Origin of the sequence: Pseudomonas cuatrocienegasensis (genome assembly GCF_900110925.1) — a bacterium.
In the GTDB taxonomy this organism is placed as follows: Bacteria; Pseudomonadota; Gammaproteobacteria; order Pseudomonadales; family Pseudomonadaceae; genus Aquipseudomonas; species Aquipseudomonas cuatrocienegasensis.
This window is the reverse complement of sequence record NZ_FOFP01000013.1, coordinates 25,621-49,594: the sequence shown is the minus strand read 5'-3', so window position 1 is coordinate 49,594 and position 23,974 is coordinate 25,621. Positions and strand designations below refer to the sequence as shown.

At 58.3% G+C, this 23,974-nt stretch carries 16 protein-coding genes and 1 pseudogene; 5 read left to right on the top strand and 12 right to left on the bottom strand.

Annotated features, from left to right (window positions below; genetic code table 11):
- Window positions 1–16: 16 nt before the first annotated feature.
- Window positions 17–1,927, bottom strand: coding sequence for a beta-ketoacyl synthase (locus BMW49_RS17220; protein WP_069518729.1), 1,911 nt, complete (start codon window positions 1,925–1,927; stop codon window positions 17–19).
- A gap of 280 nt (window positions 1,928–2,207) precedes the next feature.
- Here BMW49_RS17220 and BMW49_RS17215 point away from each other — a divergent pair, with 280 nt between their 5' ends.
- Window positions 2,208–3,860 carry an acyl-CoA synthetase gene (locus tag BMW49_RS17215; RefSeq protein ID WP_069518727.1) on the top strand — a complete coding sequence of 551 codons (1,653 nt, stop codon included), beginning with the start codon at window positions 2,208–2,210 and terminating at the stop codon, window positions 3,858–3,860.
- A gap of 235 nt (window positions 3,861–4,095) precedes the next feature.
- Here the strand turns inward: BMW49_RS17215 and dctM are convergent, their stop codons facing one another.
- The 10 genes from dctM to BMW49_RS17165 form a co-directional block, all read right to left on the bottom strand.
- Window positions 4,096–5,379, bottom strand: a complete 1,284-nt coding sequence (gene dctM / locus BMW49_RS17210) for a C4-dicarboxylate TRAP transporter large permease protein DctM (RefSeq protein WP_069518724.1) — start codon at window positions 5,377–5,379, stop codon at window positions 4,096–4,098.
- Window positions 5,379–6,002, bottom strand: coding sequence for a TRAP transporter small permease (locus BMW49_RS17205; protein WP_069518722.1), 624 nt, complete (start codon window positions 6,000–6,002; stop codon window positions 5,379–5,381). Before BMW49_RS17205 ends, dctM begins: the two co-directional genes overlap by 1 nt.
- A gap of 135 nt (window positions 6,003–6,137) precedes the next feature.
- The gene (gene dctP / locus BMW49_RS17200) at window positions 6,138–7,130 is read right to left on the bottom strand and encodes a C4-dicarboxylate TRAP substrate-binding protein DctP (RefSeq protein WP_069518720.1); all 993 of its coding nucleotides are present in this window, start codon (window positions 7,128–7,130) and stop codon (window positions 6,138–6,140) included.
- Between the two features lie 313 nt (window positions 7,131–7,443).
- Window positions 7,444–8,829, bottom strand: coding sequence for a sigma-54-dependent transcriptional regulator (locus BMW49_RS17195; RefSeq protein ID WP_069518717.1), 1,386 nt, complete (start codon window positions 8,827–8,829; stop codon window positions 7,444–7,446).
- The gene (locus BMW49_RS17190) at window positions 8,826–10,640 is read right to left on the bottom strand and encodes a sensor histidine kinase (protein WP_069518714.1); all 1,815 of its coding nucleotides are present in this window, start codon (window positions 10,638–10,640) and stop codon (window positions 8,826–8,828) included. The genes BMW49_RS17195 and BMW49_RS17190 overlap by 4 nt, the downstream gene beginning before the upstream one ends.
- A gap of 87 nt (window positions 10,641–10,727) precedes the next feature.
- Window positions 10,728–11,597, bottom strand: coding sequence for a dTDP-4-dehydrorhamnose reductase (rfbD, locus tag BMW49_RS17185; RefSeq protein WP_069518711.1), 870 nt, complete (start codon window positions 11,595–11,597; stop codon window positions 10,728–10,730).
- Window positions 11,594–12,139, bottom strand: coding sequence for a dTDP-4-dehydrorhamnose 3,5-epimerase (gene rfbC / locus BMW49_RS17180; RefSeq protein WP_069518708.1), 546 nt, complete (start codon window positions 12,137–12,139; stop codon window positions 11,594–11,596). Before rfbC ends, rfbD begins: the two co-directional genes overlap by 4 nt.
- Window positions 12,136–13,008 carry a glucose-1-phosphate thymidylyltransferase RfbA gene (gene rfbA, locus BMW49_RS17175; RefSeq protein ID WP_069518706.1) on the bottom strand — a complete coding sequence of 291 codons (873 nt, stop codon included), beginning with the start codon at window positions 13,006–13,008 and terminating at the stop codon, window positions 12,136–12,138. The genes rfbC and rfbA overlap by 4 nt, the downstream gene beginning before the upstream one ends.
- Window positions 13,005–14,060, bottom strand: a complete 1,056-nt coding sequence (rfbB, locus tag BMW49_RS17170; RefSeq protein ID WP_069518704.1) for a dTDP-glucose 4,6-dehydratase — start codon at window positions 14,058–14,060, stop codon at window positions 13,005–13,007. Before rfbB ends, rfbA begins: the two co-directional genes overlap by 4 nt.
- Before the next feature lie 1,106 nt (window positions 14,061–15,166).
- Entirely contained in the window at window positions 15,167–15,913 is a 747-nt protein-coding gene (locus BMW49_RS17165) for a VPLPA-CTERM sorting domain-containing protein (protein ID WP_139133821.1), read from the bottom strand.
- A gap of 165 nt (window positions 15,914–16,078) precedes the next feature.
- On the opposite strand from BMW49_RS17165, the gene xrtD reads away from it, so the two are divergent.
- The 4 genes from xrtD (at window position 16,079) to BMW49_RS17145 (ending at window position 22,861) form a co-directional block, all read left to right on the top strand.
- Window positions 16,079–17,623, top strand: coding sequence for a VPLPA-CTERM-specific exosortase XrtD (xrtD, locus tag BMW49_RS17160; RefSeq protein WP_069518700.1), 1,545 nt, complete (start codon window positions 16,079–16,081; stop codon window positions 17,621–17,623).
- A 21-nt stretch (window positions 17,624–17,644) separates the two neighbouring features.
- Window positions 17,645–20,050: a tetratricopeptide repeat protein gene (locus BMW49_RS17155; protein WP_069518698.1), complete on the top strand. Its 2,406-nt coding sequence runs from the start codon at window positions 17,645–17,647 to the stop codon at window positions 20,048–20,050.
- 20 nt (window positions 20,051–20,070) lie between these two features.
- Window positions 20,071–20,898, top strand: a complete 828-nt coding sequence (locus BMW49_RS17150; protein ID WP_069518697.1) for an ExeA family protein — start codon at window positions 20,071–20,073, stop codon at window positions 20,896–20,898.
- Window positions 20,899–21,439: 541 nt separating this feature from the next.
- On the top strand, window positions 21,440–22,861 hold the full coding sequence (locus BMW49_RS17145; protein ID WP_069518695.1) for an undecaprenyl-phosphate glucose phosphotransferase: 1,422 nt from the start codon (window positions 21,440–21,442) through the stop codon (window positions 22,859–22,861).
- A 59-nt stretch (window positions 22,862–22,920) separates the two neighbouring features.
- Here BMW49_RS17145 and BMW49_RS17140 read toward each other — a convergent pair.
- Window positions 22,921–23,695, bottom strand: a pseudogene (locus tag BMW49_RS17140) (IS5 family transposase).
- Window positions 23,696–23,974 lie beyond the last annotated feature (279 nt).

Sequence of the window (23,974 nt, the reverse complement as noted above, 5' to 3'; positions counted from 1 at the left end):
CGCCGCGAACGAAGCATTAGTCGAGCATGTCGCGGTAGCGCTGATCCTTGGCAAACACCAGCGGCTGGGCGAAGCCGGGCACCTGGATCTGCTCGGTGCCAATCTCGATGGCCTTGTCGTCGATCAGGTCGTTGCCGAAGTTGTAGATGATCTCCAGCTGACCCTGTAGCGCTTGCTGGTCGTAGGCGGCGGCAGCACAGCGGGTGGCGTCGCGGCGCTGCAGATAAGCATCGAAGGCTGCCTGGCCATGGCGTTTGCGCAGCATGCGTTCGGCCACATGGGGCGCCAGGATCACTGCGCTGGCGTTGTTACCGCCAAAACCCTTGGAGTTGATGATGCACAGGTCCAGCTGCTGCGGGTCGCGCTGGCGGTCTTCGGTGGCGATGCTCAGGTGGTCCTGGTGGACATCGGCGGCCACTTCATCAATGGTCTTGATGCCCGGGATGATGCCGTAGCGGAAGCTGCCCAATGCCGAGATCACCTGATCGCCACTGGCGGTGGCCAGGGAATGGCCGACAAAGGCCTTGGCGGCGGTCACCGGCCACTGCTCAATACCGAAGGTAGTGGCGATACGGTCGAGAATTTCCGACTCGGTGACGCGGTTGGCCGGCGTGCTGGAGCCGTGGGCATGGACGAAGCTGCGCTCGCGCACCGCTTCGGCGCCGAGCAGGTCGATGGCGCTGGCCACGGCCTTGGCCACCGTCAGGTAGTTGCCTGGGCCAGGTGCGGAAATGGACTTCTTGAAGCCGTCGGCGTTGATGAACACATCCGGCACCGCACCGTGGATGTCGGCGCCCAGTTGCAGGGCCAGTTCATCATCCATCAGCACCACGAACTGGCAGGCTTCGGCGAGGGTGAAACCGCAGTTCTGGCCGAACGGACGGCTGGCGCGGCGGAAGTCGACGTCGTCCTTGCCTTCGATCAGGCGCAGGCCTTCTTCGGTGGCCAGGGCACCCATGGCGCCGTAGCCCTCGATGCATTCCTGGTTGATCGGCGCTTCGCTGTTGCCGACGATCACCACCCGGGCCTTGCCGCTGGCGATCTGCTCAATACCTTTCTGCAGGTTGTAGAGAAAGGTGGCGCAGGCGCCGGTAACGCTGCCGGTGGTGCCGACGCTGCCGAGCACATAGGCGTTGATAAAGTCCGCCGGCATGGTGTTCAGACCCAGGGCCAGCTGCTTGGCGGTAACCCGGCCACCCTTGAGGCGCGACTGCATCAGGCCGCCGAAGCCGTTCTCATCGAGCTGGCTCATGATGCTACCGGCGAACACGGCGATCTCGTCCGGGGCGACCTGGTCGACGATCTGCTGCCAGGGCAGACCAACCGAGCGCAGGGCGTCAGTGACACCCACCACGGCCATCTGCAAACCGCGTGGGTGAAAGCGCGAGTTGTACAGCTCGCCCGGCTCGAAGCCAGTCGGCAACTGGCCGGCAGATTTAACCGGCAGGGCGCGGTAGCTGTCGACCTTGAATTCGCAGCTGTCATGCAGGGTGACGCGTACTTGCTGGGCATCCACGACCTCGACCGACCAGTTGGCCGGCAGCGGCTCGGGCAGTTGCCGGCGATTGGTCACAAAGCTCAAGGAAGCGCCGTTTTCGTTAGCGACCTGGATGGACTTGTGCCAATGGGCGGCGTCGACATCCAGGTGCTGCTTCTCGATGCGTCGCACCAGGGTGGAGGCCAGAATCTGCGCGGCGTAGCGGTCTTCGATCTGCGCCAGGTCGAGGGCCTGACCGGCTTCATCCAGATAAGCCCCGTTGACGGCGCGCAGCAGCTTCATCATCACCGCCAGGCCGGCCAGGGTTTCCTGACGGGCCTGGGCGTCCAGGGTCTCAAGCACGGTGCGGCGGAAGCCGTGGTGGAAGGAGCTACGGCCGGCTGCGTTGTAGCCGCCAAAACCAACGATCACGGGTAAGCGAGATTTCACGCACTAACTCCTTCATATACGGGGGCCGGGCTACGGACAAGCGCAGGTGACGCGGTAACTGCTTGTCGCTCGCCGTCCGACACCTGGCACAGAGATGTGGAACGGCCGAGGTTATGGCTCGACTGTTTCGAATGCCTATGCTGACGCGATTGATGACCCGTGAGTCACTGCTTCGACCAAGGTCGTGATGGTGTAAAGCCCTATGCCTGCTAGGGTTATGCCGTCATAACGCAATGCGTGGCGCGCCGCGCACGTACACAGCAGGTGCTGGAGAACAATAATGAACAGCGTCAATCCCTATGAATACGGCATGCCGCGCGATGCGGCAAATTTTCAGGCGCTCAGCCCGCTGAGCTTTCTCGAGCGCGCCGCCAGTGTCTACCCCGACCGCCTGGCGCTGATCAATGGCAGCCAGCGGCAGACCTGGGGGCAGAGCTACCAGCGCTGCATTCGCCTGGCCTCGGCCCTGGCCCAGCGTGGTTTCGGTGTGGGCGATACGGTGGCGGTGATCGCGCCGAACGGCCCGGCAATGTTCGAGGCGCACTTCGGCATCCCCATGTGCGGCGCGGTGATCAATGCGATCAATACCCGTCTGGATGCCGAGGCCATCGCTTTTATCCTGCAGCACGGCGAGGCCAAGGTGCTGCTGGTCGACAAGGAGTTCGGCGAACTGGTGCAGCGGGCCACCAGCCACTTGCCGAATCGGCCGCTGATCATCGGCATCGACGATCCTGAGTACCGCGATGGCCTGCTGATCGGCGAACTGGACTATGAGGCGCTGCTGGCCGAGGGCTATCCGAGCTACGCCTGGCAGCTGCCCGAGGATGAGTGGCAAGCCATTGCCCTGAACTACACCTCAGGCACCACCGGTAATCCCAAGGGCGTTGTCTACCACCACCGTGGCGCGCACCTCAATGCGCTGTCCAACGCCATGTGCTGGGACATGACACGCTTTCCGGTGTACCTGTGGACGTTGCCGATGTTCCACTGCAATGGCTGGTGCTTCCCCTGGGCGCTGGCCGCCTATGTCGGGGTCAACGTGTGCCTGCGCCATGTGCGGGCCGAGGCGATCTATCCGGCACTGGCCGAGCATGGCGTCGACCACTTCTGCGGTGCGCCCATCGTGCTGAATATGCTGGCCAATGCTGCTGCTGAGCTGAAGGCGCTGAAAACCCGCCCGGTCAAGGTGCTGACGGCCGGCGCCGCGCCGCCTGCCGCGGTGATCGAGGCCATGGAAGCCCTGGAGTTTCGCGTCACCCACGTCTACGGCCTGACCGAAACCTACGGCCCGAGTGTGGCCTGCGAGTGGAAGAGCGAGTGGGACAGCGAAGCACCAGAGCAGCGGGCGCGCCTGAAGTCCCGCCAGGGCGTGCGTGCGCCGCTGCTCGACGGCTTGATGGTCGCCGATCCGGACAGCCTGCAGCCGGTGCCCAAGGATGGTCAGACCATCGGCGAGATCATGATGCGCGGCAACGTGGTGATGAAGGGCTATCTGAAGAATCCCAGCGCCACCGCCGAAGCGTTCGCCGGCGGCTGGTTCCATTCCGGCGACCTGGCGGTCTGGCATGCCGATGGTTATGTGGAAATCAAGGACCGCTCCAAGGACATCATCATCTCCGGTGGTGAGAACATCTCCTCGATCGAGGTCGAGGACGTGCTCTATCGTCACCCGCTGATTCTGGAAGCGGCTGTGGTGGCCATGCCAAGTGCGAAGTGGGGCGAGAGTCCGTGCGCCTTCGTCACCCTCAAGCCTGAGGCCCTGCTGACCGAACAGGAGGTTATCGCCTTCTGCCAGCAGCGCATGGCGCGCTTCAAGGTGCCGGGGGCGGTGGTGTTTACGACCTTGCCCAAGACCTCCACCGGCAAGGTGCAGAAGTTCGTTCTGCGCGAGCAGGCGCGTGCTCTGGCCGAAGGTGGACAGGCTGTGGCCTGAGCGCATTGCCCATAAAAAAGGCTATGTCCCCGTTCTATGTTGCGGCGCTGCTGCTTTTAGTAGGAGCCGCGCCTCGCGGCGAATAGCGGCCATTCAGCGGTATAGCAGAGAGTCCAAAGGTTTCGCGCCGGGGCGACGCTCCCACGGGCGTTGCGCCTGCAACAGGCACTTGGGACAGAGCCATAAAAAAGCCCGGCGCTAAGGCCGGGCTTTTTTTGTGCGTGCAGCGGGGGGATCAGCTCACGCCTAGCCAGTTTGGCAGGGCCATGGACACCGCCGGCACGTAGGTGATGACCATCAGGAAGCTCAGCAGCAGCATCAGCCACGGCCAGGCAGCCTTGACCACGGCGGTCAGTGGCATGCCAGTCACCGCCGAGGTGACGAACAGGTTCAGCCCCACCGGTGGCGTGATCAATCCGATTTCCATGTTCACCACCATGATGATGCCCAGGTGGATCGGGTCGATGCCCAGTTGCACGGCAATCGGGAAGAGGATCGGCGCGAGGATCAGGATGATCGCCGACGGCTCCATAAAGGCACCGGCCACCAGCAGCACGATGTTCACCACCAGCAGGAACTGCCACGGCTGCAGGCCCATCTCGATCACCCAGGCGGTGATGGTCTGGGGGATCTGCTCAGTGGTCAGTACGTGGGCGAAGAGCATGGCGTTGGCGATGATGAACATCAGCATGATGGTCAGCTTGCCGGACTCCAGCAGCACCTTCGGGCACTCGCGGACGGTCATGTCCTTGTACACGAACAAGGCCACGAAGCCTGCGTACACAGCCGCTACGGCCGCAGCCTCGGTCGGAGTGAACATGCCGGTGTAGATACCGCCGAGGATGATCACCATCAACAGCAGGCCCCAGATCGCCTTGCGGGCGGCGCTCAGGAACTCGCGGAAGGTCGCGCGCGGCATGGCCGGCAGGTTCATCTTACGGGCGACTATGTAGATCGCCACCATCAGCGCCAGGCCAAGCAGCAGACCCGGCACCACGCCAGCCATAAACAGTTTGCCCACCGATTGCTCGGTCGCGGCGGCATAGACCACCATGACGATCGACGGCGGAATCAGGATGCCCAGGGTACCGGCGTTACACACGATGCCGGCGCCGAACGCCTGTGGGTAGCCCGAGCGCACCATGCCGGCAATGGCGATGGAGCCCACGGCCGCAACAGTGGCCGGCGACGAACCGGACAGGGCGGCGAACAGCATGCACGCCAGTACAGCGGAGATTGCCAGGCCGCCACGGATATGGCCGACACAGGCGTTGGCGAAGTCGATCAGGCGCTTGGCCACGCCACCGGTGGTCATAAACGCACCGGACAACAGGAAGAACGGGATCGCCAGCAGGGTGTAGTGTTCGGAGGTCTCAAACAGCTTGATCGCCAGCGAGCGTACCGAGTCCGGGCTGAACAGCATGATGGTGACCGAGCCGGCCAGGCCGAGCGAGGCGGCAATCGGCACACCGATAAACATCAGGGCGAACAGCAGTACGAACAGAAACAGAATGGTCATTACTTGCGCTCCTCGTGTTCATTCAGTTTCAGGGCATCGGCGGCTTCGTCAGCCAGGCCAAGACCGGTCTGCTGGTTGCGCAGGATGCGCACGAGGATTTCCAGGAAGCGAATAAATACCATGGCGTAACCGAATGGCACGATCAGGGTGATATGCCACTGCTTGATGCCGTAATGGCCCAGGTCTTCGGCGCCGATATCGGCGGTCAGCATGGTGCTCATCCAGTCGAAGCTGGCAACCGTGATCAGGCCGGCGTAGCCCAGGCAGCACAGGCAGGCAATGACGCCGATGATGCGCTGGGTGGGTTTGCTGGCCAGTTTGACCAGGGCGTCGACGCCGATATGGCCGGCAGTGCGCACGCCATAGGCCAGGCCGAAGAAGATCAGCCAGGCGAACAGGGCTTTGGTCAGGGCGTTGCTCCAGGTCATGGCTTGGGCCATATCGAGGATATGGTCGCCGATGGCCAGCAGGGCCTCGCTCTCGAAATAGTCACCCATTGCATAGAACAGGGTGTAGAAGTTGTTGAGGATGACATACACAAATGTCACCAGCGTCATGGCAGCGAGAAGGAAGGCGATAAAGCCTTCTTCGAAGTGCTCCCAGGCGCGCCGCAAGGCGTTCATCGATAAATTCTCCCGGTGAACCAAGAAAGACGTAGGGGCCAAGGGCGCAAGGCCCTGCCCACCATCAGGATGTGGGCTGTGCAGGCACAGTCCGGTGGGCCGCCAACGGCGTACCCACCCTACGATTCCTTTCGTTTACTGCTGGTTTGCGGCGTCTGCAGCTTTGATCAGGTCAGCGCCGATCTCAGCTTCGAACTTGCTCCACACCGGCTTCATGGCATCGCGCCATTCATTACGCTGCTCAGGGGTCAGGGTAATGATTTCGGTGGTTTTGGCGTCGATGATGCGCTGCTTGTCGCCGTCGTTCAGCGCGCCAGCCTGCTTGTTCACTTCAGCAGTCACTTCCACGATGATCTTGTCCAGCTCGCTGCGTACATCTTCAGGCAGGCCGTTCCAGAACTTGGTGTTGGTGATCAGCATGTAGTCCAGAACACCGTGGTTGGATTCGGTGATGAACTTCTGCACTTCGTGCATTTTCTGGCTGTAGATGTTCGAGTAGGGGTTCTCGGCACCGTTGACAACGCCAGTCTGCAGGCCCTGGTAAACCTCGGCGAAGCTCATTTTACGCGGGTTGGCGCGCACGGCCTTGAACTGCTCTTCCAGTACGGCAGAAGCCTGTACGCGGAACTTCAGACCACGGGCATCTTTCGGCTCGTACAGTGCCTTGTTGGCCGACAGCTGCTTGAGGCCGTTGTGCCAGTAAGCCAGACCGGTGATGTTCTTGTCTTCCATCGACTTCAGCAGGGCCTGACCTTCAGGGCTCTGCTGGAAACGGTCAACAGCAGCCATGTCCTGGAACAGGAACGGCAGGTCGAACACCTGGATTTGCTTGGTGTACTGCTCGAACTTGGCCAGCGATGGTGCGATCAGTTGCACGTCGCCGAGCAGCAGGGCTTCCATTTCCTTGCCGTCGCCAAACAGCGAGGAGTTCGGGTAGACCTCGACCTTGACCTTGTCGCCCAGACGCTCTTCAGCGAGCTTCTTGAACAGCACGGCACCTTGGCCTTTCGGCGTGTGGTCGGCAACGACGTGGGAGAATTTGATGACGATCGGGTCGGCCGCCTGGGCCATACCAGCGATGCTCAGCGACAGGGCGCAAGCCAGCGCCTTGGCAGTCAGTTTGAACATGCGATGCTTCCTCTTGTTGTGATTATGCGTTGGCGCAGGGCGCCGAATCGGGCGAACAAGAGCAAGTCTAGGCGGCCTGCCGAAAAACGGCGGGCGGAAACTGCGAGCGCCTTGACTTGTACTTGTTGGGGGTCGCCTGGCAGTCGATACAGCAACGCTCATGCCAGGTTGCCAGTAGGCCGGCCACTGTTGTCGATCAACCTATTAGACGGCCCTGGCAGTGCGGGCTGCGGCGTATTGGCGCAGCGCGGCAGGGGACACGATTAATGCGGGTTCCGTGCGAGCTTGATGCGGAGTGGCGATAGGTCGCCACTCAGTCGCTTTCTTCTGGCGGATTTCCGCCATAGTCGGCGAAGCTCAGGCCGTGTTTGCGCAATTTGTCATGCAGGGTTTTACGCGGCACGCCCAGGGCTTCGGCCAGGCTGCGCAGCGAGGTATGCGCGCGAGTCAACTCGGCGGCAATCAGGGCGCGCTCGAAGGCTTCGACCTGTTCGCTGAGGTTACCGCCCAGCGGTGCATTACTCAGGTGGCTGTCCAGGCTCAGTTCCAGGCCGAGATCGAGGCCCAGGGCGAAGCGCTCGGCGGCGTTCTGCAATTCGCGCACATTGCCTGGCCAGGGGTGACGCAGGAGCAGGGCGCGCTGCCCTGGCTGCAGTTCACGGGCTGGCAGGCCATGCCGGGTGCTGGCCGCAGCGGTGAAGTGCTGGAACAGCACCAGGGTGTCCTCGCCCCGTTCGCGTAGCGCGGGAATGCGCAGTGGCGCGACGTTGAGGCGGTAATACAGGTCGGCACGGAAGCGGCCCTGATCGGCGGCCTGGCGCAGGTCTTCCTTGGTCGCGGCGATCACGCGGATATCCAGTGGGATCAACTGATTGCCGCCCAGGCGCTCGACCACGCGTTCCTGCAGCAGGCGCAGCAGCTTGACCTGCACATCCAGGCTCATGCTTTCGATTTCATCGAGGAACAGCGTGCCGCCATTGGCGAACTCGAACTTGCCGATGCGGCGCTTTTGCGCGCCGGTGAAGGCGCCCGGCTCGTGGCCGAACAGCTCGCTTTCGACCACCGACTCGGCCAGCGCACCGGCGTTGATCGCGACAAAGGGGCCGTCGCGGCGGTTGGACAGATCATGCAGGGCGCGGGCGACCACCTCTTTGCCAGCGCCGGTCTCGCCGAGAATCAGTACGTCGGTGCTGATTCCGGCCAAAGCGCCGATCTGCTCGCGCAGGCGCTGCATGGGTGCGGATTGGCCGACCAGGCGCGCCGACAGTTCCTGACGGTCGGTCAGGGCCAGGCGCAGGCTGCGGTTGTCCAGCACCAGGCGGCGCAGGGCCAGGGCGCGACGCACGCTGTCGAGCAGGTCCTCGCTGGCGAAGGGTTTCTCAAGAAAGTCGTAGGCGCCGGCGCGCATGGCCTGCACCGCCAGCGGCACATCGCCGTGGCCGGTGATCAGCAGCACCGGTAAATCGGGGTCCTGTTCGTGCAGTTGCTGCAGCAGTTCCAGGCCGTCGACGCCGGGCATGCGGATGTCGCTGACCACCACGCCCGGCCAGTCACGCTCGATACGCCCGGCTACGTCCTGGGCATCGGCCAGGCTGGCGACCTTGAGCCCGGCGAGGTCCAGGGTCTGGCTGAGCGCCTGGCGCAGGTGGGGGTCGTCGTCGATCAGCAGCACGTGGGTGCGGGCATCGATAGCGGTCATTGGGCAAGGTCCTCGGATGGCTGCGTGTTGACGCCAGGGGCGCCGGCGCGCAGGCGCAGGGTAAGCAGGGCGCCGCCCTCGGGGTGATTGGCGAACAGCAGTTCGCCGCCCAGGGCGCGCATCAGAGCATCGCAGATCGCCAGGCCGAGGCCGAGGCCCTGGGCGCTGGTTTTGGTGGTGAAGAAGGGTTCGCGGGCGCGCATCAAGGCGTCCTGGCTGAAGCCTGGGCCGTTGTCGCGCAGGTGCAGGTCGACACCGTCGGCGGTCAGCTCGGTACTGATCCAGATGCGTCGTGGTTGGGGGCGCTCGGCCAGGGCGTCGAAGGCGTTGGCCAACAGGTTGCCGAGCACCTGGCGCAGGCGGGTTTCCCCGGCCTGGACCCAGAGATTGGCATCGGGCAGGTCGCGGATCAGCTCGACATCCAGAGTGCGGCGGCGCTTGACCAGCAGCGACAGCGCGTCATCGATGGCGGGCTGCAGGGCCACGCTCTCCGGCGCATGGCGGTCGCGACGGGCGAAGGCGCGCAGGTGGGCGATGATCGAGGCCATGCGCTCGGTCAGTTGGCTGATCAGCTTGAGGTTGCCGCGAGCGTCATCGGTGCGCCCATGGTCGAGCAACACGCCAGCGTTGTCGGCATAGCTGCGGATCGCTGCCAGGGGTTGGTTGAGCTCATGGCTGATGCTTGCGCTCATGGTACCGAGGGCCGAGAGTTTGCCAGCCTGAACCAGCTCATCCTGGGCGCGCACCAGCTCCTGCTGCGCGTGTTCACGCTCCAGCACTTCCTGTTTGAGGCGGCTGTTGAGCAGTTCCAGGTCCTGGGTGCGCGCCTGCACGCGCTGCTCCAGCTCTTGGCGCGCACGGGTGTCGAGTGCAATGCGTTCCAGGTAGTGACGCCGGCGCATCATCATCAGGCCGAGCAGCAACAGAAGCACCAGCAGGGCGCCGCCGCCGATGGCTACGGCGGTGCGTACCGGACGGTCGACCAGGGCGCGTGGGGCGAGGATGCTGACGGTCCAACCGGTTTCTTCGAGCGTGCGGTCCTGGCGGATCCAGGCGCTTTCTTCCAGGCGCAGCGGTGGTGGCGACTGGGTCGGGTAGGGGATGTTGGCGGCGATGGCGGCGCGCTCGGCGGCGTCCAGCGGGCGGCTGGCATGGAAGCGCCAGTCGCTGCGCGAGGTGAGGATCACCACGCCGTTGGCATCGGTCACCAGCAGTTGCTCGGGGGTGTTGCCCCACAGGGTTTCGGTGTGGTCAAGGTCGACCTTGACCACCAGCGCGCCGAGGTTGCGCTCGCCGTCGCGCACGGCTGCGGCGAAGTAATAGCCGCGCTTGCCTGACGTGGTGCCCAGGCCGAAGAAGCGCCCGACGCGCCCTGCGATGGCTTCGCGAAAATACGGGCGGAAGGCGAAATTGCGCGCCACGAAGCTGTCTTCCTGGTCCCAGTTGGAGGTGGCCAGAGTGTTGCCCGAAGGCGCCATCAGGTAAATGACGTCTGCCCCGGTCTGTTCGCGGATGCGCTGCAGCAGGCGATTGGCGCTGTTCAGCGCCTGGCCATCGTCGGGCGCTTCAAGCACGCGGCGCAGGTCGGGCAAGTCGCCGAGAATCTGCGGCAGAATTTCGTAGCGGCGCAGGGTGCCGAGCAGGTTGGCGACGTAGAGGTCGAGGGTCTGGCGGTTCTGCTCGGCCAGCACGCCGCTGTAGTAGCGCTGCGCGAGTTGTTGCAGGGGCCAGAGCAGTGGCGTCAGCAGCAGCGCGAGGATGACCAGGCTGCGCCAGCGTAGGCGTTTGGGAGTGCGGGTGGGTGAGGTCATGGAAACTGAGCGCCGGGGGAACCGGCGCATTATGCACGTTCGCTTTTTATCCGGCAGGAAAACCCGCCGGACTGGCGGTTGCTCACATCAGTCTGAGTGACTCAGACAGGCCGTCAGGCCCTCGCGCCAATGCGGCAACTGGATGCGCCAGTCGGCTTGCAGCTGGCTGCAGTCCAGGCGTGAGTTGAGCGGGCGCGGTGCTGCAGTCGGGTACTCGGCGCTGCTGATGGGCAGCAGGCGTGCGCAGGGCTGGCCGGCCTCGCGCAGCGTGTCGCCAATCGCTTCGGCAAAGCCGAACCATGAGGTCTCGCCCTGGGCGGTCAGGTGATGAATCCCCCAGCTGCCGGGCTGACCAGTCAACCATTGCTGGATCAACTCGGCGGTGGCCTGGGCGATGCTGCCGGCCCAGGTCGGCGCGCCGATCTGATCGCTGACCACGCTGACCTGCTCGCGGGTTTGCAGCAGGCGCTGCAGGGTCAGCAGGAAGTTGCGCCCATGGTTGGCGTAGACCCAACTGGTGCGCAGGATCAGGTGCGCACCGCCGACGCGGGCAATCGCCTGCTCGCCAGCGAGTTTGCTGCGACCATAGACGTTGAGTGGGTTGGGGGCGTCGGTCTCGCGGTAGGGGCGGTCAAGGCTGCCATCGAAGACGTAATCGGTGGAGTAGTGGATCAGCGGCGCATGCAGCTCGGCGGCCAGTTCGGCGAGTAGGCCGGGTGCTTCGGCGTTGATCGCAAAGGCCCGCTCCTGTTCGCTCTCAGCCAGATCGACGGCGGTATAGGCGGCTGCATTGATGATCAGCTGTGGGCGCAGCGCCTGCACCTGCTCGCGGATCTGCGCGCTGTTGCCCAGGTCGAGCTGGGCGCTGCCGCGCACTACCAGATCCGACATACCAGACAGGCAGCGTTGCAACTCACGGCTGACTTGGCCGTGCTCGCCGATCAGCAGGATGCTCATGGGAACAGCTCGGCAGCGGCCAGCGCAGCGCCTGCCTGGTCTTTGCCCGAGAGGATGGGTGCTGTTGTCAGCGGCCAGTCGATGGCCAGCTGCGGGTCGTCCCAGCGTATGCAGCGCTCGTGCTGCGGTGCATAGTAGTCAGTGGTCTTATAGAGGAACTCGGCGAACTCGCTGAGCACCAGAAAGCCGTGGGCGAAGCCTTCGGGAATCCACAGCTGACGTTTGTTCTCGGCAGACAGATGCACGCCGGCCCACTGGCCAAAGGTCGACGAGCTACGGCGAATATCCACCGCTATGTCGTATACCTCGCCCGCGGTGACCCGCACCAGCTTGCCCTGTGCTTGTTGCAGTTGGTAGTGCAGGCCGCGCAGGACACCGCGCTGCGAGCGCGAGTGGTTGTCTTGGACGAACTCGCGGTTCAGGCCGGTGGCCTCGGCAAAGGCGCGGGCGTTAAAACTCTCGTAGAAGAAACCACGTTCGTCGCCGAACAGCTGGGGTTCGAGGATCAGCACCTCCGGCAGTTCGCTGGCAATCACCTTCATGGATGCTCCTCCGAAAGCTTGTACAGGTATTGGCCGTAGCCGGTTTTGCCGAAGACCTCGGCCTGTTTAAGTAGCTGTTGCTTGCTGATCCAGCCATTGTTGAACGCAATTTCTTCAAGGCACGCAACTTTCAGGCCCTGGCGGTGTTCGATGGTCTGCACGTATTGCGAGGCATCCAGCAGGCTGTCGTGAGTGCCTGTATCGAGCCAGGCGAAGCCCCGACCGAAGCACTCAACATGTAGGTCGCCACGCTCAAGGTAGGCGTTGTTGATGTCAGTGATCTCGAGTTCGCCGCGTGGCGAGGGCTTGACCGCCTTGGCGATATTGATCACATCGTTGTCGTAAAAATACAGACCGGTGACGGCGTAGCTGGATTTCGCCTTGGCCGGTTTTTCCTCAATAGATATGGCCCGGCCGCTGGGGTCGAACTCGACCACGCCGAAGCGTTCTGGGTCCTTGACCCAATAGCCGAAAATCGTCGCACCGCTGGGTTCGGTGGCGGCGCGCCGGAGTTTCTCTGTGAAGTGCTGACCGTGAAAGATATTGTCGCCGAGGATGAGGCAGACAGGATCTTTACCGATGAATGACTCGCCGATCAGAAAGGCCTGGGCCAGACCTTCCGGTGCCGGTTGTTCGGCGTAAACGAAACGCACGCCGAACTGACTACCGTCACCGAGCATCTTCTGAAAGTTAGGCAGATCCACGGGTGTGGATATGATCAGAATGTCGCGGATGTCAGCGAGCATTAGCACTGAGATCGGGTAATAAATCATCGGCTTGTCGTAGATCGGTAATAGCTGCTTCGACACCCCCAGGGTGATCGGGTGCAGGCGACTGCCAGACCCGCCGGCGAGAATTATTCCTTTCATAAAGAAGCTCCCAGTCGTTCACGTTGATAGCTGCCGTCTTGCACGCGGCGGCACCAGTCGAGGTTGTCGAGATACCAACGTACGGTCTTGCGCAAGCCGCTGGCAAAGGTTTCCTCGGGTGCCCAGCCTAATTCGCGTGCGATCTTGCCAGCGTCGATTGCGTAACGCAGATCATGGCCGGGACGATCCTGTACGAATTTGATGAGATCCTTGTAGGTACCGATCTGTCGCGGTGCTAGCTCGTCAAGTAGCGCGCAGATGCTCTCTACTACATGCAGATTGGTCTGTTCGTTGTGCCCGCCAATGTTGTAAGTCTCGCTCACCCGGCCCTCTGTCACTACCTTGAGCAGGGCGCGGGCATGATCCTCTACATACAGCCAGTCGCGCACCTGCTGGCCGTTGCCATACACCGGTAGGGGCTTGCCATCCAGGGCGTTGAGGATCACAAGCGGGATAAGCTTCTCCGGGAAATGATAGGGGCCATAATTGTTCGAGCAATTGGTCAGCAGTACCGGCAGGCCATAGGTACGGTGCCAGGCGCGAACCAGATGGTCGGAGGCAGCCTTGCTCGCCGAATATGGCGAGCTGGGTGCATAGGGCGTGCTTTCGGTAAAGAGGTCGTCAACGCCATGCAGATCGCCATATACCTCGTCAGTGGAAATATGGTGGAAGCGAAAGGCCTGCTTGCGCGCTTCACTCAGCGCTAGCCAGTAGGCGCGAGTAGCTTCCAGCAAGGCATAGGTGCCGACAATGTTGGTTTGGATAAAGGCTGCGGGGCCATCGATGGAACGATCTACATGCGACTCGGCCGCCAGATGCATGATCGCGTCCGGCTGGAACTCGGCCAGTGCCTGACCTACCAGCACACTGTCGCTGATATCGGCTTGGAGGAAGCTGTAGCGCGGATTGTTCGCGACGCCAGTCAGCGATTCGAGATTGCCGGCGTAGGTGAGCTTGTCCAGGTTTAGTACGTGGTGCTGGGTGTCGTTGAGTAGGTGACGAATCAGCGCCGAGCCGATAAATCCAGCCCCGCCGGTAATGAGAATACGCATTGGTTTATGCTCGTTTTAATGGGGCAGGTCTGTTGATGTGTCTTCAAACCATCTGCTTAGCAGCAGGTATTCGGGTCGTAGTTATTATTGGTGTGACAGGTGGTGGCTGATGGTGTCGTGATACTGCTTTGCTCGTGGCCTAGTTGCGCTGTCGGTTCGGAAAATCTCGTTGAGGCGTGGTTTGACATCGTCTAGATACAATAAGTGTTTTCTGAGCCTGCATAAACCCATGTGAAACAGCTTCAAGGTGTTTTTCGACTGGTTTCCGCCTGGCTTAGCAATTTTTCAGGTAAGCGCGTTAGCATCTGGCGCGGAGTGGCTTTGAGGGTATTTGATACTTCCAATACTATGCTCGAGTTTTTCTGCAACCGGCTTGATCATCAACAATTACTGGTTTATCAGAATGTTCGGCGTCCTGCGAGCTACTTTTGGATGCGTTCTTCGGTGGGGATTGGCCAATAAGTGCGCAGTTGATAGGTTCTTAAAGGTGCTGTGAAGCCAGTAGAAGTGTAGATATATTAGTGGCCAGCCATTTAAAGTTCCAAGGCTAACAATTAAGCCAAAAAATGGTCGCCAGAAAAACGACTTGGGTGCCTGGTTAATGATGTTCCAAATAACGTACGCCACGCTACCTAGGTGGTGCAATCCGCACGGGAAAAATGTACGTCAGCACAAGCGCTATAAGAACTCTGGATGTGAGCAGGCTCTGAGACAGGGTTGCATCGGGGATCTGTGGTTCACTGTAAAAACACTACAAGCGAAAAGGGCGCTCCAGTCGGAGCGCCCTTTTCGTGTGGTACTGCTGATAGGCCGTTGGCTGAGCCTTGAAATGCAAGTGATTTTTCAACGGCACTGCTAGTTTTTGGCATAGCCAAGCTTATGGGACAGTCGTTGTAGTATTACTCGAGGCCTTTGGATGGGGATCCATAATCCAAGCTTGGTCATGACGTGATGTGCGCTTTTCAGTGCGTTGTGTAGGGGGTCAAGCTTGAAATCATCGCCATCTTTGCCGAAAACATGACTACCCACCAACATTGCTTAAGAGAAGCGCACTGACATTGCTGCACAGCGTCCGTCGGCCCTGGCTCTTTAGTTTTCGCCCTGCTTTAGATAGCGGCAACCGAATGTTGATGCTCGGCACCAGGCAACGATTTTGATGCGCGCCGGCGGCGACTCACCAATCCGGCAAGCCCGAGTGCCGATAACATCAAGACCGCAGCGCCTGGAAGCGGCACGGCTGAGACGGCGATCAGGTTCTGCGAGGTATTCTTATCGTTCAAAATACTGTCATAGAAGTAGCTGATTTTGTAATTGCCGGTGTTCACACCGTCAAGCTTCAGCCATTCGCGGGCCAGGGCTTGGGCGTTGCCAAAGCCGCTTGCTTGAAACGTCCCATTGTTAAGGCTGTAGCCTCCGCCAGTGTCGGTAACAATTTCCCAGATCGCTAACTGGAAGGCTGCCGAGGTTTTCGTATCTGTCACTTGGGCGTAGCGCTGATTGACCAGCTTCTGCAGGTCGTCACTACGATTGAGCTGGCTGGGACTGCCAACCGTGTAATCAAATTTGTTGCTGATCGCAGTAAACACATCCACGCACCAAGCAATCAGTGACTGACCGGTACCTTTGTCCAGCATGTTGAAACCGCCGGCAGATGCTGATTGGGTTTCAAGCCCCCAGGAGCCGGGGTTCCACCAGGTCGAGGGGGTGAAGTCGGCCTTGATCTTTCCGTTGAGGAAGCCGTAGGCCGCGCCTTGGTATTGCAGTGTTGTCGTTGCGGCCAGGGCACTATGGCTAGCGGTGGCTAACCCGCAAAACAGGATAGCGACAAGCGTCCTAGAAACTCGTATTTTCATGGCCGTGCACCGAAAGGTGATGTGGGTGGGTGATGTTATAGTGATATTATCTCTCGCCGCCGGGTCTCGTAAAGACCCTAGTAAATTTAGGTTGGCGGCCCCACTCTCCGCCCAAGGCGCGCGGCGGTGTGCGCGGAAAATTAATCAATCAGGAAGGATCTCCTTATGGCCGGCAAGATAGGGCGGATGTCTATTTTTTTTGCAGTCGCCGTTCTTCTGGCCGTCGTCGCCTATTTTGGCGGCTTGGTCGAGCTGACTAGCCGCTGGAGCAAGCAAGAGGAATACAGTCACGGCTTTTTCATTCCGCTCATAAGCCTGTGGTTGCTCTGGCAGCGCCGCGATGCATTGCGCGAGAGTGTCGGCCCGCCGTCTTGGGTTGGGCTGCTGCTCTTGCTGGTCTCGACTGGCATGTTGCTGATGGGGGAGCTGACCGCGATCTTCATCATTGTGCAGTACGGGTTTCTGTTTTGCCTGTTGGCCTTGTTGCTTTGTTTGGGTGGTCGCCCGCTGCTTCGAGTGACAGCGCTGCCTTTACTCCTGCTTGTGTTCGCCATTCCCTTGCCTCATTTCGTTGACTCCCAGCTTTCTTGGCGCCTGCAGTTACTGTCATCAGAAATCGGTGTGTGGGTGCTTAGAGTCCTCGATATCTCGGTCTTTCTCGAAGGCAACGTTATTGATCTCGGTATCTACCGGCTGCAGGTCGTTGAGGCCTGTAGTGGCTTACGCTACCTCTACCCGTTACTGAGCATCGGCTTCTTGATGGCCTATATGTTTCGCGGGCCGCTATGGCAGAAAGGGTTGCTGTTTCTGTCCACTATCCCGGTGACTGTGTTGACGAACAGCTTGCGCATTGCTGCGGTCGGTGTGCTGGTCGAGCGCTGGGGCATAGGCATGGCAGATGGTTTTCTGCATTATTTTGAAGGCTGGATCATCTTTATGGCATGCCTGATGATCTTGCTCGCCGAGGTATGGGTATTCGAGCGACTGGGGGCCCGAAGGGGCGTGCTGGATGTCCTGAACTTCCCCGTTATCCATGGTGGTGGTGCGCGGCCTGGACCGACAATTATTCGTCACCCGCTGTTTTTTGCGCTGCCAATCCTTGTACTCGCCAGTCTGGCCGTAAATGGCGTTAGCGATCGTGAGGAGCTACGTCTGGATCGCCTCCCGCTCACGGTTTTTCCATTGCTCTTGGATGAGTGGCAAGCGAGCGAGAGTCGAATGGACGTTGAGGTCGAAAATAGCTTGGGGCTGGATGACTATGTCATCGCGGATTACCGGCGTGGTGAGACGGATGTGGTTAATTTTTATGTGGCCTTTTACGGTTCTCAGCGTAAGGGCGTCTCGCCACACTCACCACAAGTCTGTATTCCGGGTGGCGGTTGGCTTATCACAGGGCTGAGTCGTGTGCCCGTGCTGCTGGCGAACTCGAGTGATGGGGCTTTTGAAGTGAATCGCGTCATCATTGAGCGCGGAGGGCAGCGTCAGCTTGTTTATTATTGGTTTGAGCAGCGTGGCCGGCGGATTGCCAACGAGTACTGGATGAAATGGTATTTGTTAGTGGATGCCTTAGTTCGCAATCGTAGCGATGGGGCTTTGGTGCGTGTAACTACAGCAATCCGGCCTTTTGAGGCGCCTGCTGACGCGGATCAACGCCTACAAGATTTCATGAAACTCGCTGTGCCGCGACTGGCGGCTCATGTGCCGCATTGATCTCCGGGGTTGGATTATTAAATGAAGATACATAAGCTCAACGCTGGCAATAACATTCGGGGCGCCCTGCTGGCAGTCTTCTTTGTTGGCTTGACGGCGTGCTCCTCACCAGAAGAGAAGGCCACTAAGTACTACGAAAGGGGCGTAGCACTGATGGAGCAAGGTGATTTGCTCAAGGCGCGGATTGAGTTACAGAACGCGCTACAAATCAGGCCGGATCTCACTGCAGCATGGTTCGCGTTGGCTCAGATTGCCGAACAGCAGGGCGACTGGGAAAAACTGTTCGGGTTGCTCAATAAAGTGGCTGATTATGATCCTCAGCACCTTGAGACCCAGATAAAACTGGGTCGCATGCTGCTGGCTGCCGGTCGATTAGATAGGGCGCTGGCCGCCAGTGACTTTACCCTCGGTATAGCACCCAATAATGCTGAAGTACTGGGTCTGCGTGCTGGTGTCCTCTACAAGCTCGACGATAAGGCTGGAGCTGTTGCCCAGGCAAATGCAGCGTTAAAGATAAGCCCGAACAATATTGATGCGCTGGTGGTACTTGCGACTGAGCGGCTGGCGGCCAATGACGCGGAAAAAGCCATTGAATATCTGGACCGAGGCTTAAAGGTCAACGATAAAAATATTGCACTGCAGCTCATCAAGGTACAAGCACTCGAGGCGATGTCGCAAACAGACTCATCCGAGGCAATTTTCCGCAAATTGATTGCGCTCTATCCTGAGACACGAGCCCTGCGCCACTCTTTGGCGGAATTTTATTTGGTCCATGGGCGCGCTGATGCGGCTGAGGCCGAGTATCGAGCCATTGCGGCGGAAAATCCGGATGATGTTGAGGCCAGTCTTGATGTTGTGCGCTTTATTGGCACCATCAAGGGTCGGGATGCTGCACTTCAGCATCTGCAGGAAATGATTTCTGCCGACACTGGCAATAATGAACTCAGCTTTGCGCTAGCATCGATGCAGCAGTCTCAGGGCGATCAGCGTGCGGCCGAAGCGATATTTCGCACTATCATTTCAAGATCTGGCGATACACCAGATGCGATCAAAGCTAAGGGCTTACTGGCTGGGGATTTGCTCCTGAATGGTGATAAGCCAGCCGCACAGGCCCTCATTAATGAAGTGCTCGCTGGAGACCAGCGCAATGAGCAGGGTTTGCTTCTCAGAGCAAGCCTATTCATGGATGACCGCCAGTACGATGAGGCGATTGCTGATTTACGCAGCATTCTACGAGACTCGCCCAACTCTCCTCGTGCATTATTAATGTTGGCCAAAGCCTATGAGCTCACTGGCGCCACTGAGCTTGCTCAGGAAAATTATCTGAAGGCCTATGAGGTCGGTAAGCCGGTGGTGCAGTTCGGCATGGCTTATGCTGAGTTTCTTTTGCAGCGGGGCCAAATGCCTCGTGCCGAGATTGTCGCATCAGAGATATTAGAGGAAGCGCCAGGCCACGTGCCGGCGATGAAAGTACTTGCGCAGGCTCGGATCAATCAGGGCAATTGGTCTGGAGCGCAAGCAGTGGCCGATCAGATGAGTCAGTTGTCAGGTCAGGAATTGGTCGCTGATGAGATTCGCGGAACCATCTTTGCCGCCCGCCAAGATTACTCTGAAAGCATTGCTGCTTTTCGGCGTGTTTACGATGCAGCACCGGCAGAAGTCCAGCCCATGGTGGCCTTAGTGCGCTCCTACGTACTGGCCGGCAGGGTGAACGAGGCAAAGGATTTTCTGCGTTCGGTCATTCAGGCTGATCCGAACAATGTTAGTGCACTTTTGCTCTTGGGCGAGCTGCATGTCACCGATAAGGATGATGTCGCCGCAATTGAGGTCTTTCAGCAGGTTATAAGTATTCAACCGGCACAAGCAGCGGGATATATAAACTTGGCTAACGCGAACATGCGTGCTGACCGTATCTCTGAAGCGGAGGAAAATATTAAGCAGGGCTTACTGGCATCGCCGGGTAATTTTGAGTTGCTGATGGTCCAAGCTGGAATCTTCGAAGTGTCTGGGCGTTTTAATGATGCCATAGCTGCTTATGAGGCGCTGCACAAGGACTATCCCGGTTCCGATGTTGCGGTCAACAATCTTGCAAGCCTATTGAGTGACCACACTACCGAACAGGCCAACTGGGTTCGTGCATACGAACTGGCGCTTCGCTTCAGGCGTAGTGATGTGCCTTATTTTAAGGATACCCTCGGCTGGGCCAGCTATCGGTTAGGGAAGTTTGAGGAAGGTGTGGTGCTGATCAAGGATGCAGTCCGCCAGTTACCTGAGCAACCAGTTTTCCGCTATCACCTCGGTATGAGTTATGCGGCATTGAATAAAAAAGAGCAGGCCCGAGAAGAACTCGAAAAGGCGCTTGAGTTGAGTCAGGCGAATAGCCCCCAAGACGTTGAGCGGATTCGCGAGGCACTGCAAGGGCTGTAATATGCGTAAGGCAATTTATTATGTATGAAGCGTTCTACGGACTCCGAGAAAAGCCATTTTCCATCCAGCCAGATCCTGGGTTTTTGTTTATGGGGAAAAGGCACAGTATGGCGTACGCCATGCTTGAGTATAGCGTTGTCAATAGGGCAGGTTTCACGGTCATCAGTGGGGATATAGGTTGCGGTAAGACGACGTTGATACGCAATCTGCTTAATAACCTTGATGGGCAGGCTCTGGTTGGGCTTGTGAGCAATACTCACCAAGAAGTGACCAGCCTGCTGGAGTGGGTCGTGCTCGCTTTTGGTCTGCCGTATGAGGGGCTATCGACAGTGGCCCTATACGACACGTTTCAGAAGTTTTTGGTGCGGCAGTATGGTTCGGGTAAGCGCGTATTGTTGATTGTCGATGAGGCGCAAAATCTAAGTGTCAGTGCGCTTGAGTCTCTGCGCATGCTGTCAAACATAAATGCAGACAAAGACCAGCTTCTGCAGATAATTCTTGTTGGCCAGCCTCAGTTAAAGGAGGTCTTGCGACGTCCAGAGCTTCGGCAGTTAGCGCAACGAGTATCGTCGCATTTTTTTATTCCCCCCCTTGAGACAGGGGAAGTTGCTGCCTACATTCAGCACCGGCTGATGGTTTCGGGGCGAATGGAGCCGCTGTTTACTTCAGCTGCAAACGTGCGAATTGCCCACTTTAGCCGTGGAGTACCGCGGAGCATCAATATTCTGTGTGATACCGCCCTGGTATATGGTTTTTCGGAAGGGCTGGCTCGAATCGATGTCGGCATTATTGAGGATGTTGTGGCAGATCAAGGTGAGTTTGGCGTGTTTTCGATGGACCAAGGCTGAATGTGGTTTGAGGGCGTGACTGCAACCTGCTGCGCGTTATTAAAGACGACAGCTACCCAGAGCAGCCTGGGTGGCTTTTCACTGTGCACGAGATATGCCTGAGATGCTGGCTAGAGATCAGACTCAGGTTATCGAATCCTTGGGGTGGGAGGCGGACATTTAGAGGCTTCAACCTGAGGCGCTTAGCGCGCAGAGCCATCTGCGGGGTATAGGCCTCAAGATCTCTACACCATCACATCCCTGGTGTCTGGTTTCGTACAGTTTGATAATTGACGTGATTTGAGCGTCGCTGCGGGGTGCTGGTTGGCTTGTATATTGCTTGTCTTGGGCGCTGGGTCGTCTGTGGGGTCCAGGCGTTGATTCTATGAGGTAAGTGTGAGTGGTGTTCGTCTATGAGGTGTTCGTATGGGCGTGCCATCAGTGTGTTGGATATGATGGAGGCTGAATTACCTCAATCTGATCAATTAACTTATAACGCTATTTGTTCACCTGCTTTTGGGGTGATGAGAGTTCCTGTGTTCCAATACATGGCGGTGTCATCATGACGTTTCAGCCCGGCGGTCGGCGATCAATACTTCAGCGTCGAAGCAGTACCAGTAACTCTATTCAGGCGGGTCTTGATGGTTTGGCCGTGACTGGTGTTACTTGGTGGTTGGTCGACTATCATATAGGTTATTTAACTCCGGCATATGTCATCATGCTTATGATGTTGCTCGGGGCTTTGGCTGTTGTTTATGATCATTATGCAATCTATCGAAGTAATGTCGGGCTTACCCTAAAGGCCTTCAAGTTGTTTAAGGCGTGGACCGCTACGTTTGCTTTTTTGGTTGCCATGGCTTTTCTTACCAAACAAAGTGAGCAGTATTCACGTTTGTTGGTTGGGCAGTTGTACTGTATTGGATTTTTTGTTCAGCTTTTGTTGCATGTTGCGATGCGTGAAGTGCAGAAAAAGTTTTTGAATAACCCCACGCAGTTAGAGAACTCCCTCATCATAGGCTCGGGGCGGTTGGCTAACTTTCTACATCAGAAAATCAGTAATAATCCATGGCTTGGTGAGCGAATAGTCGGATGCGTTCTGATTAACAATGATGACCAGAATGTGGCCTCTGCGGAAGTTTCACGAGATTTATCGATGCTGGGGAATATTTCTGATCTCGATGACTTGATCAAGAAATACTCTATTCGTACCGTGTACTTTGTTACTCCCCTGGATGCTTCCGAGGTTATTGAGGAGGTCTATCTCAAGTTGCTGAGTAAGCACATTGCGGTTAATTGGGTGCCTGATATTTTCTCGCTGCGCTTGATTAATCACAGTGTCCGTGAAATTGCAGGCATCCCTGTGCTAACCCTATCTGAAACTCCGCTCATGGGGATGCGCCTTTTCCTGAAGAATCTTGAAGACAGGCTGTTGGCGTCTCTTGCGTTGATTTTCATTGCTCCTTTGTTACTGGCCGTGGCGATTGCCATAAAAATCGATAGTCCGGGGCCGGTGTTCTTCCGGCAAGAACGCATGGGCTGGAGTGGTGGTATTTTTCGCATCTGGAAGTTCCGCAGTATGGTCGTTCATCAAGCTGAGGGTGGCATTGTTAAGCAGGCAGAGAAAAATGACCCCCGCGTGACCCGCGTAGGCGCTTTTATTCGTCGGACGAGTCTCGATGAGCTACCGCAGTTATTCAACGTGCTTATGGGTGAAATGTCGCTGGTTGGGCCTCGGCCACATGCCATTCAGCATGATGCTGAGTACTCGGACGGAATCGTTGATTACTTTGCGCGTCACAAGATTAAGCCGGGTATAACGGGCTTGGCTCAAGTCCGTGGTTTTCGTGGTGAAACAAAAGACTTAGAGCAAATGATGCAGCGTGTTGAGTCAGATATCGAATACATTAATAACTGGTCGCTCTGGCTTGATTTTGTCATCCTTCTGCGTACTGTCTTTGCCTTCACTGGCAAGCATGCGTATTAATTTTTACTTGCTCAAGAGTGTGTCTTTTAGATCAATCTACGTTAGGTTCCATACGAAAACTACAGCCTTAGGCACCGCAGCGTGCAGGCCAGTATGAGCATGGCGGCAAAACTTCTTGCCAGCTTGTCATCGCGAGTGCCGATCCTGCGATCCTCTTTTAGCTAGCCGAACATTTGCTCAATGATGTTCCGTTGTCGGTATTTCGGGTGGTCGAACAGTCGGGGCAGCCCGGCTTGGGCTTGCGCTTCATGGTTCGCGGTGGAATCACAGGCTGCGTCCGGTAACTGCTCGGCATCGTAGCCCCTTTTCTGCGTGCGACCAGCGGCAGCGCTGCGAGACCGGCCTTGTTTGCCGGGGATGCGTATCTGATCCAAGAGTGCTTGAGCATCCGAGATGTCGCTGACCTCACCCGGCGACAGCAGAAAACGTGGAGGGACGCCGTTGGCATCGCAAATCATATTGATCTTTGTGGTCAGACCATTTCGGCTGCGCCCCAGCGCATGGTCTATCGGTTCTTCTGGCTCCCTTTTTCCCGGTGCCAGCAGAGGCTCGGGTTGCTCGTACCGCCGTGGAGTCGATCATCCAGGTATCCAGATCGATCAGGCCTCCCTGATTCAGGCGAATGTGCAGCCGATCAAGCAGTTGGTCGAACGTGCCGTCGTCTTTCCAATCATGAAAGCGCTGACCCACAGCCGACCATGGGCTGAAGCGCCCCGGCAGATCGCGCCAGGCAGCACCTGAGCACAAGATCCAGAAGATGCCATTGAGCGTCAGTCGGTCATCACTGCGAGGTCGCCCCATTTTTTGTTCGGGGGGAACCAAATCGGCGATCAGCTAGGAAGCTGCATCTGGGAGTTTGTAGCGCTCTGCCATGCGTGCCTCCAGCCTGTCATGGCGTCGACTTTAACCGTTCGGAATTGTCGTACAGAACCTAGGAAAGGCCGCATTGGAGATTTTTTGTGGCGGCGGCTTTCTGACGATTTTTGGCTGTAATTTATTTAATTTTATCGTCGTGACGGGCTGTTGACGTGGTGGCGTTGTGCCTATACGATCGCCCCAAATAAGGAATGTTTCCTTACATCTCGGTGGTTAAACCCGTGCACAGGGAGTGTG

Excerpts from the sequence above, each read along its gene's own strand:
- BMW49_RS17215 (WP_069518727.1), top strand. The coding sequence starts at position 2,208 with ATGAACAGCGTCAATCCCTATGAATACGGCATGCCGCGCGATGCGGCA.
- dctM (WP_069518724.1), bottom strand. The coding sequence starts at position 5,379 with ATGACCATTCTGTTTCTGTTCGTACTGCTGTTCGCCCTGATGTTTATC.
- BMW49_RS17205 (WP_069518722.1), bottom strand. The coding sequence starts at position 6,002 with ATGAACGCCTTGCGGCGCGCCTGGGAGCACTTCGAAGAAGGCTTTATC.
- dctP (WP_069518720.1), bottom strand. The coding sequence starts at position 7,130 with ATGTTCAAACTGACTGCCAAGGCGCTGGCTTGCGCCCTGTCGCTGAGC.
- BMW49_RS17195 (WP_069518717.1), bottom strand. The coding sequence starts at position 8,829 with ATGACCGCTATCGATGCCCGCACCCACGTGCTGCTGATCGACGACGAC.
- BMW49_RS17190 (WP_069518714.1), bottom strand. The coding sequence starts at position 10,640 with ATGACCTCACCCACCCGCACTCCCAAACGCCTACGCTGGCGCAGCCTG.
- rfbD (WP_069518711.1), bottom strand. The coding sequence starts at position 11,597 with ATGAGCATCCTGCTGATCGGCGAGCACGGCCAAGTCAGCCGTGAGTTG.
- rfbC (WP_069518708.1), bottom strand. The coding sequence starts at position 12,139 with ATGAAGGTGATTGCCAGCGAACTGCCGGAGGTGCTGATCCTCGAACCC.
- rfbA (WP_069518706.1), bottom strand. The coding sequence starts at position 13,008 with ATGAAAGGAATAATTCTCGCCGGCGGGTCTGGCAGTCGCCTGCACCCG.
- rfbB (WP_069518704.1), bottom strand. The coding sequence starts at position 14,060 with ATGCGTATTCTCATTACCGGCGGGGCTGGATTTATCGGCTCGGCGCTG.
- BMW49_RS17165 (WP_139133821.1), bottom strand. The coding sequence starts at position 15,913 with ATGAAAATACGAGTTTCTAGGACGCTTGTCGCTATCCTGTTTTGCGGG.
- xrtD (WP_069518700.1), top strand. The coding sequence starts at position 16,079 with ATGGCCGGCAAGATAGGGCGGATGTCTATTTTTTTTGCAGTCGCCGTT.
- BMW49_RS17155 (WP_069518698.1), top strand. The coding sequence starts at position 17,645 with ATGAAGATACATAAGCTCAACGCTGGCAATAACATTCGGGGCGCCCTG.
- BMW49_RS17150 (WP_069518697.1), top strand. The coding sequence starts at position 20,071 with ATGTATGAAGCGTTCTACGGACTCCGAGAAAAGCCATTTTCCATCCAG.
- BMW49_RS17145 (WP_069518695.1), top strand. The coding sequence starts at position 21,440 with ATGACGTTTCAGCCCGGCGGTCGGCGATCAATACTTCAGCGTCGAAGC.